A 16,902-nucleotide genomic window follows, 5' to 3' on the forward strand; every position below is an offset into this window, starting at 1 on the left:
ATGGCTAAAAAATTGAATAAAATATCACAAAGTGATTTGAGTTTTCTGAATGATAAAAACTCAGCTTTAATGCTAAAAACACCCCGTGGTGGACGTATTATTTTATGGGTGATTCTTGTCTTTGTTATTTTGGGTTTAGTTTGGGCTGATAACACAAGCTTCGATGAAGTTACTGTTGGGGTGGGCAAAGTTATCCCGTCAAGCCAAGTGCAGCAGATACAGAATTTGGAAGGCGGCATTTTAAAAGAAATTAACACTCGAGTAGGGCAAACCGTTGAGCGTGGTCAGATATTGATGACTATCGAAAACACAGAGGCACTTTCTTCTCTTAGAGAACAGGAAGTCGAGTCAGTTAACTTACGAGCTCGTGCAACTCGATTGAAAGCGGAGGCGTTAGGTAAGGAACCGACATTTGCTTCAGATATGAGGGCGTTGCATCCTAATGTTGTTAGCCGCGAGATGGAATTGTATAAAAACAGATTGGCTTCACTACGAAGTAATCAGCGTGTTTTTGATCAGCAGGTTGCTCAAAAGCAACAAGAAATTGTTGAGCAAGAAGCGAAATTAAGCAACCTTAGAAGAAGCTTTGAGTTATCAACGGAAGAGCTTAACTTGACACGACCTGCGTTTGAGCAAGGTGCCGTTTCACGGGTTGAGTTGTTGCAGCTTGAGCGACAAGTGAATCAGCTCAAGGGAGACTTGGATGCGACTCAATTGGCCATTCCTAGGGCTGAGTCAGCGTTGAAAGAAGCTGAGAATAAGCTGAAAGAAAGTTCGGCTAAGTTTCGAGCGGAAGCACAAGAGGATTTAACCAAGGTTCAAAGTAAACTGGATCAATTGAAAGAGACGAATGTTTCTCTGCAAGATAAAGTGTCTCGAACTCAGGTAAGGTCTCCTGTTAAAGGAATTGTTAAGCAGTTACAAATAAATACAGTTGGAGGTGTTATTACTCCGGGTATGAATCTATTAGAAATTGTTCCTATCGAAGACTCGTTGCTGATAGAGGCGAAAGTAAGTCCTAAAGATATCGGTTTTATCAAGCCAGGACTTCATGCTGTTGTTAAATTAACTGCTTATGATTTTTCTATTTATGGTGGCTTAAAGGCGACTGTTGAGAATATTAGTGCGGATACTATTTTGGATGAAGAGGGAAAGAGCTTTTATCTAGTAAGGGTAAGGACTGACCGTAATTATTTGGAACACAATTCACAGCGTTTGCCCATTATTCCGGGTATGCAAGCGACAGTGGATGTGATTACTGGTAAGAAGACATTATTAAAATATTTGTTGAAACCAATTATTAAGGCAAAGCAAAATGCTTTGCACGAGCGATGATCATAAAAGCGAATCTTTGTGTCTATGATTAAGTAACAAATAAACACAGTCTGGTGTTTGGTCGTGAGTATAATTGATTCCAATAAAAGTAGTAGATGAGGGATGCTTTGAAAATTTTGTGCTGGAACACGGATGATTCTGTTTGGGATCATTGGAATAAAATTGTTGATCAGGAAGTGACCTTGATCAGAGCCCTTGATGGCGATAGTGCAAAGCTTCAGCTAGAGTCTGATGCGGCATTTGCTTATTTTTTTGTATTTCTAGAAGATAAAGAATTTTCTAAGAGAGTAGAAGATGTCGTCTATTTATGTGGCGCTTTTCCAAATACAAAAGTGATAGTATTTCCAAATCAACCAAGCCAAACTGCTGCTTTGAGATTACTTTCAAGTGGTGTTCGAGGTCAATGTTCACCTTATATTGGTAAGGAGCAATTAGCATTGGCTTTATCAGTGGTTGGGTCTGGTGAGATTTGGGGTGGGAAGTCATTTATTCTAAATCTGATAGCTCAATCTGCACCTAAGCAAAAAACCACTACGGATCAAGTTTTATTGAGCTCTTTATCTGAGCGAGAAGTTAGTGTTGCTGATTATATTTCTCATGGTTTGTCGAACAAGCAGATTGCTATTGAGATGGATATTACTGAGAGAACGGTGAAATCGCACCTTACATCAATATTTAAGAAAACTAATACTAAGGATCGTTTGTCTTTAGCTCTTCTTGTGCAAGGAGCATTTTCAGCGCCATAATATACGAGATGCTATTCACTATTTTCAAAATACGGCTAACCTGTTTCATGTCATATAAACAGCAGATGTTTGATTGCCTCTAATCTCTGCTGCCTTTATCTCGTCATTCCATTCTTTTGTATTTCTATTGATGCTTCGTTTACCTTTTTATAAGATGCCGCGTTATTAATGAGATTATGCCTTGTTAGAGGCTATAGATAACTTATTATTAAATAATCTTATGGATTTTAATAACGTATCATTCAGGCGGGCTCTCGCAGCGAGAGCTCGTGTCTCTTATGGTTAGAATTAATCCCTATTAGAGTACAGCAACACTATTGAAGGTGTTTTATTTGTCGTAGGCGAAAGTTGGCCATCGTTTAGGTGAGGTTGTTGTGTACACACTTTCAGGTGTTGTGATTGCGGGCGGTAAAGCCCAGCGAATGTCAGGTGTAGAAAAAGGTCTGGTACTTTATAAGGGGCAGTCTATGGCTTTTTGGGTTGCTCAAGCTATGGAAGGGTTAGTAAAGCATGTTTGTTTAAATGTGAATCGGCGCTTCTCAGACTATCAGTTATTTGGCTATAAGCTCATACAGGATGGGGAGGCTTACGCAGAGCGAGGGCCGCTATCTGGTTTGTGGAGTGCCTTAAACCAAGCGTCGACAACTCATATTTTGGTGGCGCCCTGCGATACGCCAAATATCTCTAGTGCCGCTTTTGCTGCATTAAAGGTTGCGAGTCAGGCGCAATCAGAAAGAATACATTGTTTAGAAAGTGGTAGTGGTTTACATCCTCTGCATGCCATTATTCCAGTTCAATCAGGCTTGCAATCTTTAGCGACGTTTTTAGATGGGGGAGATAGAAACAGTGTGATGGCTTATTATCGAGAACATGGCTACGACTCTGTACTCTGGGGTGTAGAAGGCGAGCTTTTGAATGTGAATTATCAAGAGCAAATAGATTCTAGTGTTTAGCGAGCACTTTCAAGGATTCTATGTCCAAGGTATAAGAATCGCCGCCTTTTTCTTTGTGTGTGAGTTTAACCAGTAGGTAATCGTATTTAGGAGCAAACCAAAAAGAGGTTTGTTTATTAGAGTCTTTGTTGTCGGTCCGAATCATTTTAATGGCTGATATTTCACCAAATTTAGTTTCAATATTTTCTGTCTTTAATCGTTTGAAACGCCAGTTTTTAGTGTAACCACCGTCTGCGATAAGATAATCAAAGTTATCCTTTCCTTGTTTTAAGTCTTCTCTAATTTGTAATTGCACGCTGAGTTTATCAACGGTGTTTGGTTTGATAGACATGTTCCAAGGTTTGTTTTTTATATCATTTCGTACGCGATTTTTTGTCCAATCAAAAAACAACTCGGCCTTGCGTTTTTTACCGAATGCGCTGCTTTGATATAAATAGTGTGTTGGAATTATTTGATGGTTTTTAACGATGAAAGTGCTTTTTTCGCTGAGAGATGCGAAAAAATTGTCAGCCGTAAATGAAAACTGCCAAGTGCCATTAGCCTGTTTGGACAGGGTTTGTGTGCCTTTAACTTTCATTGTGATGCCTTTCTTCCAGATGGTGCTATAAACCGCGGAATAGGGCGTTAAAAAAGAATCTTGGGAAGAGGTTGCGCTGTAGGCAGGTGATATGGGTAAAGTCAGTAAGCTTACAGCGATAAATGCAAAAATCTTATGAATACCCATATTCTATATCCTTATCTCATTTAGGTGTTTCTTTATAGTTGGCGCCACTTGCAGGAAGTGGTTGGCCATCAAAAAACGCCTTTCCTTTATTAACCGTTAGTCTGCCTTCGCTAAACCACTTTACTGCCAGTGGATAGATCACATGTTCAAGTTTGTGAATCTTCATAGCTAATGATTCGGCGGTGTCTTCTGGCTCTATTTGAGTACTAGCTTGCACGATAACCGATCCAGCATCAAGTTCAGCGCTGACAAAGTGCACTGATACTCCATGTTCTTTATCGTTCGCATCGATAGCGCGCTGATGCGTGTCTAAACCTTTATACTTCGGCAACAGAGAAGGGTGAATGTTAAGCATTCTTCCTTCGTAGTGACGGGTAAAGGTATCGGTCAAAATTCTCATGAAGCCCGCTAGAACAACAAGTTTCGGCTGATATTGATCAATCGTTTCTTGTAGCGATTGATCAAACGCCTCACGATCAGCAAAGCTTTTGTGATCCAAAACATGAGTAGGTATGCCCGCATTACGGGCTCGTTCCAACCCATAAGCATCGGCTTTGTTACTGATCACTGCGCTGATGGTGATGTCGAGCTTACCTTGCAAGCTTTGATCAATCAAAGCTTGCAAGTTGCTACCGCTGCCAGAGATTAAGACAACGATGGGAAAACTCATGCATTGGCCTCAAGGTCAGAAATCAGTACTTCTTTGCCGTCATTACGATCGCAAATATCACCGATGACCCAAGCGTTTTCACCTTCTGCTTTTAATATCGCTAAGGCGGTATCCGCTTTGTCCGCATCAACCGCAAGTACCATACCAACGCCACAGTTTAAGACGCGGTACATTTCTTCTTGCTCAACGTTGCCTTGCTCTTGTAGCCAATCAAACACAGCAGGGCGTTTCCAGCTAGTGGCGTCGATACGAGCCGCCGCGCTTTCTGGTAATACGCGAGGAATATTTTCTAGCAAGCCGCCACCAGTAATGTGAGACAGCGCATTAACAGAAATAGTTTCCATTAATTTCAGGATGGATTTCACATAAATGCGAGTAGGTTCCATCAAGGCATCTTTTAGTGCCACGCCATCAATTTCTTGATTTAGGTCGGCTTTGCTGACTTCAAGGATTTTACGAATCAATGAGTAGCCATTAGAGTGCGGGCCAGAAGAGCCTAGTGCAATTAGTGTGTCGCCAGCTTTTACATTGCTGCCGTCAATAATCGCTTCTTCTTCAACAACGCCAACACAAAAACCTGCTAGGTCATAGTCGCCGTCGTGGTACATGCCAGGCATTTCAGCGGTTTCGCCGCCAACCAAGGCACAGCCCGATAAAAGACAGCCTTCACCAATGCCAGTGACTACATTTGCGGCCACGTCGATGTCTAGTTTACCTGTTGCATAGTAATCTAGGAAAAGAAGAGGTTCTGCTCCAGCGACGATAAGATCGTTAACACACATTGCCACTAGGTCGATACCGATAGTGTCGTGCTTGTTAAGGTCCATGGCCAAACGCAGCTTGGTCCCTACACCATCTGTGCCGGAGACAAGGATAGGATTTTTATATTTAGTTGGAAGGCGAGTCAATGCGCCAAACCCACCTAATCCACCCATTACTTCAGGGCGACGAGTTTTTTTGCTGACGCCTTTGATGCGTTCAACAAGTTGATTGCCGGCATTAATATCTACGCCTGCGTCTTTATAACTAATCGATGGTTTGTCCGATTTGGTCATTGCCTATGCCTTATCATGGTACGAGGAAAAAAATGCATTTTAGCATAGTGACACATTAGGGCTATGGTTCTTTGTTATTAAGACAGTAGAATAAGCAAATAAACGAAGGAAGGGTTATGAATTTTCGCATATTGATAGTTTTATTCAGTGTTTTTTTTGTGTCACTAGCAAATGCCGTCCCTGTGAGCAATCTTTATAGGGCTGATATTAAGCTGCCAGTGGTCGGTTCGGATGATCAATTGCTCGATGAGGCGTTTTCTCAAGCGGTTGAGCAAGTGTTGGTTAGAGTGTCGGGCGATAAGAAAGCGATTAGTGGTGATTTGTTAAAGCAGGCTCAATCAGATGCTCCGACATGGGTTGCGCAGCATTCGGTTGTTTCTTTGCCGCAGTTGCTGCCTGTAAATGGAGAGCTTGTAGCGGGTAAAAAAGTGAGTGTTATTTTCTATCGTGAATCGATAGATCGTTTTTTATCCAAAAACAATTTGCCGGTATGGGGGAATAATCGACCTTCAGTTTTGGTTTGGGCGGTCAGTGAAGATAATGGTGTGAGAAGTATTTCTGGCGCCAATGCTCCTTCGGAATTATTGAATGATTTGGCAACGTCTGCAGCTATGGTTGGTGTTCCAATTTACGCGCCTCTGGTGGATTCTGTTGATAAGAGTGCTATTTCTCCATCTGATATATGGGGGTTCTTTGAAAGCAGTATTAAGCAAGCAAGTAAGCGATATCAGACGGATGCTGTTGCTGCAATGCGTGTGACTGATTATGCCGGAACGGTAAGTGGAACCTTGCTGGTTTTATTGGATGATGGTACCAGTCAGCGGTTTTCTCTGAATGGCGATAGCTTGCAGGCCTTGGCTGATCAGGCTAGTTCTGATATGGCGTTAGTCTTGTCTACACGCTATGCAGCCGTTAGAAACGTTGCTGTGGAAAGTCGTTTAATGATTCAGGTGTCAGGCATAAATAGTTACCTTGCTTTGAATAAAGTTCAGTCTTATTTAGAGCAGGTTGGTGTTGTTAGGGATGTTTTTGTTGTGGGTGCGAAGGGGGATCTAGTGACTTTTTCGGTAGCGATTAACGGCAGTAAACAAAAATTAATAAACAGCATTTCTTTGAGTAGCCTGTTGCAGATTGATAATACTAAGCCCATTGCTACAAAGAGTAACGGCGTTGCTGGGGAGCCTATGGTGGGCGAAAGTGTCAATCAGGTTGATGTCCCAGCAGAACCAATTGAAACCTTTAAATATAGTGGAGTTCAGCAGTGACAGAATTAAATGAAGACTCTGTAGTGACGTTAGATTTTTTTGCTAGAGATGAAGAAGAGCAGCAGGATTTCTTGCGCCAAACTTGGTGTAATGAGTGTATGGAAATGGACTTAGGGATGAAAAATCCTATCGAATACTCAACTCCGGATCGAGTTTGGATTGAAGGTGAGTGTGTTAAATGCTCGTCCAAAGTCATTACGGAGATTGTTGAAGAAGAGGAATAATACTTCTCTACTTAATTACAATTTGAAGTAAAAAAAACCGCGCCTTGGCGCGGTTTTTTGTATCAACTTTGTTTTACTTTTCAGGGTAATCGCGTTGTGGTTTACCAACGTAAAGCTGACGAGGGCGGCCAATTTTATAGGGGCCGCTGATCATTTCATTCCAATGAGATATCCAGCCGCTAGTACGAGACATGGCAAAAATCACCGTAAACATACTGCTTGGGATGCCAATGGCCTTCATGATAATGCCGGAGTAGAAATCTACATTCGGATACAATTTACGCTCAATAAAGTAAGGGTCTTCAAGCGCAATTTGCTCTAATCGTTTAGCAATTTTTAGCAAAGGATCATTTGATTGTCCTAATTCAGCTAAAACTTGGTCACAGGTCTCGCGCATTACCTTGGCACGTGGGTCAAAGTTTTTATAAACGCGATGTCCAAAGCCCATTAAGCGGAAAGGATCGTCTTTGTCTTTTGCTTTTGCTATATATTCATCGATATTTGCAACGTCGCCAATTTCTTCAAGCATCGTTAATACTGCTTCGTTGGCACCGCCATGAGCAGGCCCCCAAAGGGTTGCAATACCAGCAGCAATACAAGCGAATGGATTGGCGCCAGAAGAGCCTGCTAAGCGTACAGTAGACGTTGAGGCGTTCTGCTCGTGGTCCGCATGAAGGATGAAAATTCGATCCATCGCTTTAGCAAATACTGGGTTTACAACGTACTCTTCACATGGTGTTGCAAACATCATGTACAAGAAGTTTTCAGCGTAAGATAAATCGTTACGTGGGTACATAACTGGCTGATCTTTAGAGTATTTATAGCAAATCGCAGCAAGTGTCGGCATTTTCGAAATTAAACGGAAAGCCGCAATCTCGCGATGCTCTGCATTGTTGATGTCCATGTGATCTTGGTAGAAAGCAGATAGCGCTCCAACCAATCCGCACATGATTGCCATCGGGTGTGCATCGTTACGGAAACCTTCGATAAATTTATGCATCGATTGGTTTACCATTGTGTGATTGCCAACAGTTTCTACGAACGCTTCTTTTTGATCCTTATCTGGCAACTCTCCATACAAAAGAAGGTAACAGGTTTCTAGATAGTCAGAATGTTCTGCTAGTTGCGCAATGGGATAGCCACGGTGTAAAAGAATACCTGCATCGCCATCGATGTAAGTAATTGCAGATTCACACGAGCCAGTTGACATAAATCCAGGGTCGTAGGTAAAGATACCTTTAGAGCCTAGAGTGCGAACATCAATAACATCTGAACCTAGTGTACCGGAAAGAACGGGTAATTCGATTGGATTATCGATCCCATCCACTGTAATTCGAGCTTTTTTATCAGCCATTTATGGTCTCCTTCGTATTCTGATCCGAGGCTAAAAAGTCACAAATTGATCTGTCTAGCCAAGAAGGTGGGCAAAAAATACTGTCTACGCACTATAAAAGTCAATGTTATGCATTTGCAAACTACTTGCATAATTATCTTTGTGTTTGTAATTATCTGACAAAATTGACTTTTATGCTATGTTTAAAAAATATACCGTCTACACCTATCGTTATGAAATATAAGTGTTATTTCACTTTTTTCGCTGTGAAAAATTTCGTAATTTAGTACCATTATTGTTCTGGCTTATGGTTACATTCAGCTTGTGAATGATGATCATTGAAAACCCATACTCTTGTCTATTTGTCTTAGTAAATTTCGCTGGTCTATAATTGCGGTCACGATGATTCCATTGATTTGTTGATGTCTTGAAAATAAAGAGTAGTTCCTTTATCTCAACTCGTTCGCAAATCGATGGGATTTTCAAAGTAGGCCTATGATGCAGTCGTATTTTACGCGAGTTAATACGTTGGTGCATATAGATATTGGGTCGTGATTGACCACTCAATCGATAAAATGGTGTAAAGAGTCGTGAGTAAAAAAAGACCAGTCAACCTTGATATTTCAACAATATCTCAGCCCGTAGCAGCAATAACGTCAATTCTTCATCGTGCAACAGGAATCATTCTCTTTATCGGTTTGGTTTTCTTGTTTTATGCATTTGATGTCTCTTTAGAGTCTCAAGAAGGTTTTGACCACGTTGTTGACATGCTTCAAAACAATTTCCTAGCGAAGTTTATTATTTGGGGTGTCGTTTCTGCCTTGATGTACCATCTTGTAGCAGGTGTAAAACACTTGTTTATGGATCTAGGGTATTTTGAGGAATTGGAAAGTGGGCGCCAAGCTGCTATTGCTAACTTAGTAATTGCTGCTGTCCTAATCGTTTTAGCAGGGGTGTGGATATGGTAACTCAAATTACAAATTTCGGCCGTTCCGGTCTTTATGATTGGATGATGCAGCGAGTTTCAGCGGTTGTGTTGGCTCTGTACACTGTGTTTATTATCGGTTACTTGTTAATGCACCCTGATCTGACATTTGATCAGTGGAGTGCTTTGTTCGAGACTACTTGGATGCGCATCTTTAGTTTAATGATGCTGTTGTCCATTGGTATGCACTCCTGGATTGGTTTGTGGTCAGTATCAACCGACTACATTAAGCCAACCGGTATTCGTTTCTTTTTTCAAGCTTTATGCGGTCTACTGATGTTTGTTTACATCGTATGGGGCATTCAGGTTCTTTGGGGGCTATAAGTAATGGCAAATATTCGTACTATTTCTTTTGATGCCATTGTAATTGGTGGTGGTGGTGCTGGTATGCGCGCCGCATTGCAATTGACAGAATCTGGTTTAAACACTGCGTGTGTAACGAAAGTATTTCCAACTCGTTCACACACAGTTTCTGCACAAGGTGGTATTACCTGTGCAATCGCAAGTGAAGATCCAAATGATGATTGGCGCTGGCACATGTATGACACCGTAAAAGGGTCAGACTATATTGGCGACCAAGAAGCGATCGAATACATGTGTTCTGTAGGCCCACAAGCCGTATTTGAACTTGAACACATGGGTCTACCATTCTCTCGTAAAGAGAATGGTCGTATTTACCAACGTCCTTTTGGTGGCCAATCAAAAGATTTTGGTAAAGGCGGCCAAGCGGCTCGTACTTGTGCTGCCGCTGACCGTACTGGTCATGCTTTGTTGCACACGCTTTATCAAGCAAACTTGAAAGGCGGCACTACCTTCTTAAATGAATGGTATGCCACTGACCTTGTTAAAAACAGCGAAGGCGCTGTTGTTGGTGTGATTGCTATTTGCATTGAAACAGGTGAAACACTTTACCTTAAAGCAAAAGCAACCGTACTAGCGACTGGCGGTGCAGGTCGTATCTTCCAGTCTACAACTAATGCACACATCAACACGGGTGATGGTGTTGGTATGGCGTTGCGTGCTGGTTTCCCTGTACAAGACATGGAAATGTGGCAGTTTCACCCAACGGGCATCTACGGTGCCGGTACACTAGTGACAGAAGGTTGTCGCGGTGAAGGTGGTTACTTGATCAACAAAGATGGCGAGCGTTTCATGGAGCGTTATGCGCCAAACGCGAAAGATCTTGCAGGTCGTGACGTAGTGGCACGTTCTATGATTCTTGAAATCCTAGAAGGTCGTGGTTGTGGTCCAGAAGGCGATCATGTGTTGCTTAAGCTTGATCACCTAGGTGAAGAAACGTTGAATAAACGTCTTCCTGGTATCCTAGAGTTGTCTCGTACTTTTGCTCACGTAGATCCAGTAAAAGAACCAATCCCAGTTATTCCTACTTGTCATTACATGATGGGTGGTGTGCCGACTAACATCAGTGGTCAAGCGCTAATGCAAAACGAAGCCGGCGAAGATGTGATCATCGATGGTTTGTATGCATGTGGTGAAATCGCTTGTGTGTCTGTACATGGTGCAAACCGTCTAGGTGGTAACTCGTTACTTGACTTAGTTGTGTTTGGTCGTGCAGTTGGTCTACATGTTAAGAAAGTGCTAGACGCTGGTTTTGACTCTCTTGATGCAAATGACACCGACATTGAAAAAGCCATGGCTCGTTTGACTCGCCTGAATAATTCAACAGGTGGTGAAGATGTTGCTGCGGTTCGTGCAGAGCTTCAAAAAGTAATGCAGTTGTACTTTGGTGTATTCCGCGAAGGCGCAATGATGCAGAAAGGCTTGAAAGCCCTTGAAGACATTCGTAAGCGTGTAGAAAACCTAAATCTTAGTGATAAGAGTCAGGCATTTAACACCGCACGTGTTGAAGCGCTTGAGCTTGAGAACTTGTTAGAAGTAGCAGAAGCAACCGCTATTCCAGCAGAATTCCGCAAAGAAAGTCGTGGCGCACATGCGCGTAACGATTTCACCGAGCGTGATGATGAGAATTGGTTGAAACACTCATTGTTCCATCCTGCAAGCAAAGCAGTTACGAAACGTGACGTAAACTTTGGACCGAAAACGATGGAAGCTTTTCCACCAACAATTCGTTCATACTAAGGAGTAATTGGAATGTTAGTTAGTATTTATCGTTACAATCCTGAAGTGGACGATGCGCCATACATGAAGGACTACCAGATTGATTTGCCTGCGGGCAAAGATTTGATGGTTTTGGATGTATTGAACTTGTTGAAAGCTCAAGATCCTAGTATTTCTTACCGTCGTTCATGCCGTGAAGGTGTGTGTGGTTCCGATGGTATGAACATGTCAGGTAAAAATGGTCTAGCTTGTATTACACCAGTTTCAGAAGCAGCGAAGAAAGGTAAGCTTGTCTTGCGTCCGTTGCCTGGCCTGCCTGTAGTGCGTGATCTAGTGGTTGATATGGGTCAATTTTACAAGCAATACGAAAAAATTCGCCCTTATCTTCTTAACGATACGCCAGTACCTGCGATTGAACGTTTGCAAAGTCCTGAAGAGCGTGAAAAGCTTGATGGTCTATACGAATGTATTTTGTGTGCTTGTTGTTCAACAGCGTGCCCATCTTTTTGGTGGAATCCTGATAAGTTTGTTGGACCTTCTGGTTTACTACAAGCTTACCGCTTCTTGGCGGACAGTCGTGACACAGCAACACAAGAGCGTTTAGGTGAGCTAGATGATCCGTTCAGCGTATTCCGTTGCCATGGGATCATGAACTGTGTCAATGTTTGTCCGAAAGGATTAAACCCTACAAAAGCCATTGGTAATATTCGTACCATGCTTTTGCAAAGAGCGACTTAAGTCATAAATGATTCACTTTGTTGTTATAGAGTGAATAATGCTCAGGCGGCTTGAATTTGTTCTTCAATGCCGCCGTTTTTGCATCTTTTGGTGTAGAGAACTGAACAAAAAGAATTTAAAATTTGTCCTGTGCTTGCAAGGATGTACTTAGAGAGACTATTGGATTGATTGCTTAGGCAAAGTGCTGTGAGACACGGCATAAATAATAGTTTGGTATAGAATGCAACAGGACATATACGGTGATAAATTGACAACAAATCGAGGCTTTAACAGCCTTACGGGCCTGATGGAATTATTGACTGATATGATAAGTTCATACCGGGACCCCGGTAGCTGGCTCGAACATAAGGGTGATCGAGAATGCACGAAAGTTTAATGGAGTTGCTATGGAGCACCTCTCAATTTTCAGGTGGTAACTTGGAATACGTTGAGGGGTTGTTTGAAAGCTACCTAGTCGATCCGAATTCAGTGTCGGAAGAGTGGCGTAAATGTTTTGATCAATTGCCTCGTGTAAGTGAGGCTCAATCAACAGATTTACCACATTCAGTAATCCAACAGCAGTTTTTAGAAATCGGAAAAAATAAATTCCGAGCAATGCCTGCTTCTACCGGTGTTGCTGCAAGCTCTGAACATGAAAATAAACAGATCAATGTGCTACAACTTATTGATGCTTACCGTGTACGCGGACATCAACATGCCTCTTTAGATCCATTGGGTCTTCAAAAACGTGAGAAAGTAGCAGACTTAGATATCGCTTATCACCAGTTAACTGGTGCTGATTTTGATACTCAATTTAAAACTGGCTCTTTATTCTTTAATAAAGATTCAATGAAGTTAAGCGACATCATCGCTGAACTTGAAAAAACCTATTGTCAGCATATAGGTTATGAATTCATGCACATTGTTAATACGCAAGAAAAAGCGTGGCTTCAACAACGTGTAGAATCAGTACGCTCTTGTCCTGAATATTCCCCTGAAACACGACAAAATCTTCTTGAACGTTTAACCGCAGCTGAAGGCCTAGAAAAGTACTTAGCAAGCCGTTATCCAGGAGCGAAGCGCTTTGGTCTTGAGGGCGGCGAAAGCTTGATACCAATGGTTAATGCATTGATTCAAGGTTCTGGCGCACTAGGCGCAAAAGAAGTCGTGATTGGTATGGCTCACCGTGGCCGACTAAATGTGTTGGTGAATACGTTAGGTAAAAATCCTAAAGACTTATTTAATGAGTTTGAAGGCAAGGGTAAAAAACTGGTTAGTACATCAGGTGATGTTAAATACCACCAAGGTTTCTCTTCTAATGTGATGACAGCGGGTGGCGAAGTACATATAGCGCTTGCTTTTAACCCATCTCATTTAGAGATTGGCTCTCCTGTTGTAGAAGGTTCCGTTCGTGCTCGTCAAGATCGCCGCAAAGATACAATAGGCAAAACAGTTGTTCCTATTTCTATCCATGGTGATGCTGCGTTTGCTGGTCAGGGTGTTGTGATGGAGACATTCCAGATGTCTCAAATTCGTGGCTTCCATACTGGTGGTACGGTTCATATCGTTATCAACAACCAAGTAGGCTTCACGACTAACCGTCAGGATGATTCACGCTCTACAGAGTACGCAACCGATGTTGCGAAAATGATTCAAGCGCCTATCTTCCACGTTAACGGTGATGATCCAGAAGCGGTATTGTTTGTTACTCAACTAGCTTTGGATTACCGTTACGAGTTTGGTCGAGATGTACTGATTGATATGGTTTGTTATCGCCGTCGTGGTCATAACGAAACCGATGAGCCTTCTGGTACACAGCCATTAATGTACAGTGTTATTAATAAGCTAAAAACAACACGAGCGTTATACGCAGAGCGCTTAGCGGCTGAAAATATTGTTACTGAAGAACAAGCTAAAGCTATGATCGCTGAGAATCGTCAAGATCTTGACGACGGGCGCCATGTTGCTAAGAGCCTAGTATTAGAACCGAAATCTGAATTATTCATCAACTGGAAACCGTACCTAGGTGCTGAGTGGACAGATGCTGGAGATACTCGCTACCCACTTGCTAAATTACAAGAAGTGGCGAAAAAGCTAACAATTATTCCTGATGGTATTGTTGTTCAGCGCCAGGTTCAGAAAATTTATCAAGACCGTGATAAAATGACCGCGGGTGCATTACCTCTTAACTGGGGTTACGCCGAAACGTTGGCCTTTGCGAGCTTGTTAGAGCAGGGTTATCCAATCCGCCTTACTGGTCAGGATTCAGGGCGTGGTACTTTCTCACACCGTCATGCCGTGATTCATAGTCAGAAAGATGGCAGCACTTATATTCCGCTTAAACATGTATCTGACAGTCAGCCGACGATGGATTTATACGATTCATACCTTTCAGAAGAAGCGGTATTGGCTTTTGAATATGGCTACTCGACAACTGCGCCAAAAGGCTTGGTTATCTGGGAAGCACAGTTCGGTGATTTTGCAAACGGTGCGCAAGTGGTTATTGACCAATTTATCACCAGTGGTGAGCACAAGTGGGGGCGTTTATGCGGTCTGACTATGTTGTTACCTCATGGTTATGAAGGTCAAGGTCCTGAGCATTCATCTGCAAGGCTAGAACGCTTTTTGCAGCTTTGTGCTGAATATAATATTCAAGTTTGTGTGCCAACAACACCATCGCAAATATTCCATATCCTCCGCCGTCAAGCGATTCGCCCAATGCGTCGTCCGCTTGTTATTATGTCTCCTAAGAGTTTGCTTCGTCATAAACAAGCAATCTCAACGTTAGAAGACTTGGCTGATGGTAGCTTTAAAACAGTCCTACCAGACACATCTGAGACCATCGTAGCGGATAAAGTAAAACGTATTATTCTATGTAGTGGTAAAGTTTATTTCGACTTGATTAATCGTCGTGCTGAACTTGAAAAAGACGATGTGGCGGTAATTCGTTTAGAGCAATTGTATCCGTTCCCTTACGATGATCTAGAGTCAGAGTTGGAGCAATACAAGAATATTGAGAGCCTAGTTTGGTGTCAAGAAGAGCCGAAAAACCAAGGTGCTTGGCATGCCAATCGTCACCGTATGAACCGAGTGTTGGAGAAATTGTTTCCAGAGATCAAAATTCGTTTTGCAGGCCGTATATCGTCTGCTGCACCAGCGGCTGGTTACATGTCTATCCATGTTCAAGAACAAGAAGCGCTTGTCAACGACGCATTAGTTGATTAGCACCATAGCCTGTCAGAGAGATAAGGGTATCAAATGAGTATTGAAATTAAAGCACCAACTTTTCCAGAATCCGTAGCAGACGGCACCGTTGCTACTTGGTACAAACAACCAGGTGAAGCCTGTGCTCGTGACGAGCATATTGTTGACATCGAAACGGATAAAGTTGTTTTGGAAGTGGTTGCGCCAGCAGACGGCGTATTAAAAAACATACTAAAAGCAGAAGGCGATATTGTTCTTAGCAATGAAGTCTTGGCTGTATTTGAATCTGGTGCTGCTGCAGCACCAGCAGAGAAACAAGAAGCGGCACCTGCCGCAGCTGCACCAGCTTCTGCTGCTGCACCTGTTGCAGCAACATCAGCGAAAGAAAGTGTGCAAATTAAAGCGCCAACTTTCCCTGAATCTGTTGCCGACGGCACGGTAGCAACTTGGTACAAACAACCAGGTGAAGCGTGTTCACGTGATGAGCATATTGTTGACATCGAAACAGACAAAGTTGTTTTAGAAGTAGTTGCCCCTGCTGACGGCGTTATTGGTGAGATTCTAAAAGCAGAAGGCGAAACGATTCTTAGTGATGAAATTATCGCAAGCTTCTTGGTCGGCGCTTCTAGCGCAGCCGCACCTGTTGCCACAGCGGCGCCAGCAGCTACTGTTGCTGCTGAATCTGATGAAGACGGTGTTGCAGGACCTGCAGCTCGTAAAGCATTAGCGGAAGCGGGTCTTACAACAGCACAAGTTAAAGGCACTGGTAAAGGCGGTCGTATCACCAAAGAAGACGTAGATGCAGCCGTTAAAGCGAAACCAGCTGCGGCTCCAGCACCTGCGGCGAAAGCAGCAGCGCCAGCTGCTATGGCACCATTGGGTGCTGATGGTCGTATCGAAAAACGTGTTCCTATGACACGTCTTCGTGCCACTATCGCTAAACGCCTTGTTGAAGCACAGCAAACAGCGGCACTATTGACTACGTATAACGAAGTTAATATGGGCCCGATCATGGAACTTCGTAAGAAGTACAAAGATCTGTTTATCAAGACTCATAACGGCACTAAGCTTGGCTTTATGTCTTTCTTCGTGAAAGCGGCAACAGAAGCTCTAAAACGCTTCCCAGCGGTCAACGCCTCTATCGATGGTAATGACATGGTTTACCATGGCTACCAAGACATCGGTGTTGCTGTATCGACATCTCGTGGCTTAATGGTTCCAGTACTTCGTAACACCGAAGCAATGGGCCTTGCTGATATCGAGTCTAATATCATGGACTTCGCTTTACGCGGTCGTGATGGCAAGCTTGGTATGGATGATATGCAAGGTGGTACTTTCACTATCACTAACGGTGGAACGTTTGGTTCATTGTTGTCAACGCCAATCATCAATCCACCACAAACTGCTATTTTGGGTATGCATAAAATCCAAGAACGTCCAATGGCAGTAGATGGTCAAGTTGTGATTCAACCAATGATGTATTTAGCCCTTTCTTATGACCACCGTATGATTGATGGTAAAGAAGCCGTACAATTCTTGGTAACAATTAAAGAGCTTTTAGAAGATCCAGCGCGTTTGTTGTTAGAAATCTAAGCGCAGAAATCTAAGCTTT

Annotated in this window: 15 protein-coding genes; 11 read left to right on the forward strand and 4 right to left on the reverse strand. The window is 42.7% G+C overall.

Annotated elements, in window-relative coordinates; genetic code table 11:
• From E0D70_RS04125 to mobA, 3 genes are all read left to right on the forward strand, one after another.
• Window positions 1–1,335 (forward strand): HlyD family type I secretion periplasmic adaptor subunit, encoded by a 1,335-nt coding sequence (locus tag E0D70_RS04125; RefSeq protein WP_133011017.1) that lies wholly within the window; start codon window positions 1–3, stop codon window positions 1,333–1,335.
• A gap of 107 nt (window positions 1,336–1,442) precedes the next feature.
• Window positions 1,443–2,081, forward strand: coding sequence for a helix-turn-helix transcriptional regulator (locus tag E0D70_RS04130; protein WP_133011018.1), 639 nt, complete (start codon window positions 1,443–1,445; stop codon window positions 2,079–2,081).
• 374 nt (window positions 2,082–2,455) lie between these two features.
• Window positions 2,456–3,034, forward strand: coding sequence for a molybdenum cofactor guanylyltransferase (gene mobA, locus E0D70_RS04135; RefSeq protein ID WP_133011019.1), 579 nt, complete (start codon window positions 2,456–2,458; stop codon window positions 3,032–3,034).
• On the opposite strand, the gene E0D70_RS04140 is transcribed toward mobA, so the two are convergent.
• Genes E0D70_RS04140 through purM form a run of 3 tightly spaced genes read right to left on the reverse strand, consistent with a single transcriptional unit; the run spans window position 3,024 to window position 5,483 of the window.
• Window positions 3,024–3,758 (reverse strand): DUF3108 domain-containing protein, encoded by a 735-nt coding sequence (locus tag E0D70_RS04140; protein WP_133011020.1) that lies wholly within the window; start codon window positions 3,756–3,758, stop codon window positions 3,024–3,026. The genes mobA and E0D70_RS04140 overlap by 11 nt on opposite strands.
• Window positions 3,759–3,774: 16 nt before the next feature.
• On the reverse strand, window positions 3,775–4,428 hold the full coding sequence (purN, locus tag E0D70_RS04145) for a phosphoribosylglycinamide formyltransferase (protein ID WP_133011021.1): 654 nt from the start codon (window positions 4,426–4,428) through the stop codon (window positions 3,775–3,777).
• Entirely contained in the window at window positions 4,425–5,483 is a 1,059-nt protein-coding gene (gene purM, locus E0D70_RS04150) for a phosphoribosylformylglycinamidine cyclo-ligase (protein WP_133011022.1), read from the reverse strand. The genes purN and purM overlap by 4 nt, the downstream gene beginning before the upstream one ends.
• Window positions 5,484–5,599: 116 nt before the next feature.
• On the opposite strand from purM, the gene E0D70_RS04155 reads away from it, so the two are divergent.
• Together E0D70_RS04155 and E0D70_RS04160 are read left to right on the forward strand one after the other, a co-directional pair.
• Complete coding sequence (locus tag E0D70_RS04155; protein WP_133011023.1) at window positions 5,600–6,748, forward strand: DUF2066 domain-containing protein; 1,149 nt, start codon at window positions 5,600–5,602, stop codon at window positions 6,746–6,748.
• Window positions 6,745–6,972, forward strand: a complete 228-nt coding sequence (locus E0D70_RS04160; RefSeq protein ID WP_133011024.1) for a hypothetical protein — start codon at window positions 6,745–6,747, stop codon at window positions 6,970–6,972. Before E0D70_RS04155 ends, E0D70_RS04160 begins: the two co-directional genes overlap by 4 nt.
• A 73-nt stretch (window positions 6,973–7,045) precedes the next feature.
• Here E0D70_RS04160 and gltA read toward each other — a convergent pair whose 3' ends face one another.
• Window positions 7,046–8,326, reverse strand: coding sequence for a citrate synthase (gltA, locus tag E0D70_RS04165; protein WP_133011025.1), 1,281 nt, complete (start codon window positions 8,324–8,326; stop codon window positions 7,046–7,048).
• 569 nt (window positions 8,327–8,895) lie between these two features.
• Between gltA and sdhC the strand changes: the two genes are divergently transcribed.
• From sdhC to odhB, 6 genes are all read left to right on the forward strand, one after another.
• Complete coding sequence (sdhC, locus tag E0D70_RS04170) at window positions 8,896–9,273, forward strand: succinate dehydrogenase, cytochrome b556 subunit (RefSeq protein ID WP_133011026.1); 378 nt, start codon at window positions 8,896–8,898, stop codon at window positions 9,271–9,273.
• Window positions 9,267–9,614, forward strand: a complete 348-nt coding sequence (sdhD, locus tag E0D70_RS04175) for a succinate dehydrogenase, hydrophobic membrane anchor protein (RefSeq protein WP_133011027.1) — start codon at window positions 9,267–9,269, stop codon at window positions 9,612–9,614. Before sdhC ends, sdhD begins: the two co-directional genes overlap by 7 nt.
• A gap of 3 nt (window positions 9,615–9,617) precedes the next feature.
• Complete coding sequence (sdhA, locus tag E0D70_RS04180; protein ID WP_133011028.1) at window positions 9,618–11,390, forward strand: succinate dehydrogenase flavoprotein subunit; 1,773 nt, start codon at window positions 9,618–9,620, stop codon at window positions 11,388–11,390.
• Between the two features lie 12 nt (window positions 11,391–11,402).
• The gene (locus tag E0D70_RS04185) at window positions 11,403–12,107 is read left to right on the forward strand and encodes a succinate dehydrogenase iron-sulfur subunit (RefSeq protein ID WP_133011029.1); all 705 of its coding nucleotides are present in this window, start codon (window positions 11,403–11,405) and stop codon (window positions 12,105–12,107) included.
• Window positions 12,108–12,467: 360 nt separating this feature from the next.
• Window positions 12,468–15,311: a 2-oxoglutarate dehydrogenase E1 component gene (locus tag E0D70_RS04190; protein ID WP_133011030.1), complete on the forward strand. Its 2,844-nt coding sequence runs from the start codon at window positions 12,468–12,470 to the stop codon at window positions 15,309–15,311.
• 33 nt (window positions 15,312–15,344) lie between these two features.
• Window positions 15,345–16,883, forward strand: coding sequence for a 2-oxoglutarate dehydrogenase complex dihydrolipoyllysine-residue succinyltransferase (gene odhB / locus E0D70_RS04195; protein WP_133011031.1), 1,539 nt, complete (start codon window positions 15,345–15,347; stop codon window positions 16,881–16,883).
• The last annotated feature ends 19 nt before the right edge of the window (window positions 16,884–16,902 follow it).

Source organism: Marinomonas flavescens, assembly GCF_004352835.1.
Classification (GTDB): Bacteria; Pseudomonadota; Gammaproteobacteria; order Pseudomonadales; family Marinomonadaceae; genus Marinomonas; species Marinomonas flavescens.

Coding starts and splice junctions, on each gene's coding strand:
- E0D70_RS04125 (WP_133011017.1), top strand. CDS start 1: ATGGCTAAAAAATTGAATAAAATATCACAAAGTGATTTGAGTTTTCTG.
- E0D70_RS04140 (WP_133011020.1), bottom strand. CDS start 3,758: ATGGGTATTCATAAGATTTTTGCATTTATCGCTGTAAGCTTACTGACT.
- purN (WP_133011021.1), bottom strand. CDS start 4,428: ATGAGTTTTCCCATCGTTGTCTTAATCTCTGGCAGCGGTAGCAACTTG.
- purM (WP_133011022.1), bottom strand. CDS start 5,483: ATGACCAAATCGGACAAACCATCGATTAGTTATAAAGACGCAGGCGTA.
- E0D70_RS04155 (WP_133011023.1), top strand. CDS start 5,600: ATGAATTTTCGCATATTGATAGTTTTATTCAGTGTTTTTTTTGTGTCA.
- gltA (WP_133011025.1), bottom strand. CDS start 8,326: ATGGCTGATAAAAAAGCTCGAATTACAGTGGATGGGATCGATAATCCA.
- sdhD (WP_133011027.1), top strand. CDS start 9,267: ATGGTAACTCAAATTACAAATTTCGGCCGTTCCGGTCTTTATGATTGG.
- sdhA (WP_133011028.1), top strand. CDS start 9,618: ATGGCAAATATTCGTACTATTTCTTTTGATGCCATTGTAATTGGTGGT.
- E0D70_RS04185 (WP_133011029.1), top strand. CDS start 11,403: ATGTTAGTTAGTATTTATCGTTACAATCCTGAAGTGGACGATGCGCCA.
- E0D70_RS04190 (WP_133011030.1), top strand. CDS start 12,468: ATGCACGAAAGTTTAATGGAGTTGCTATGGAGCACCTCTCAATTTTCA.
- odhB (WP_133011031.1), top strand. CDS start 15,345: ATGAGTATTGAAATTAAAGCACCAACTTTTCCAGAATCCGTAGCAGAC.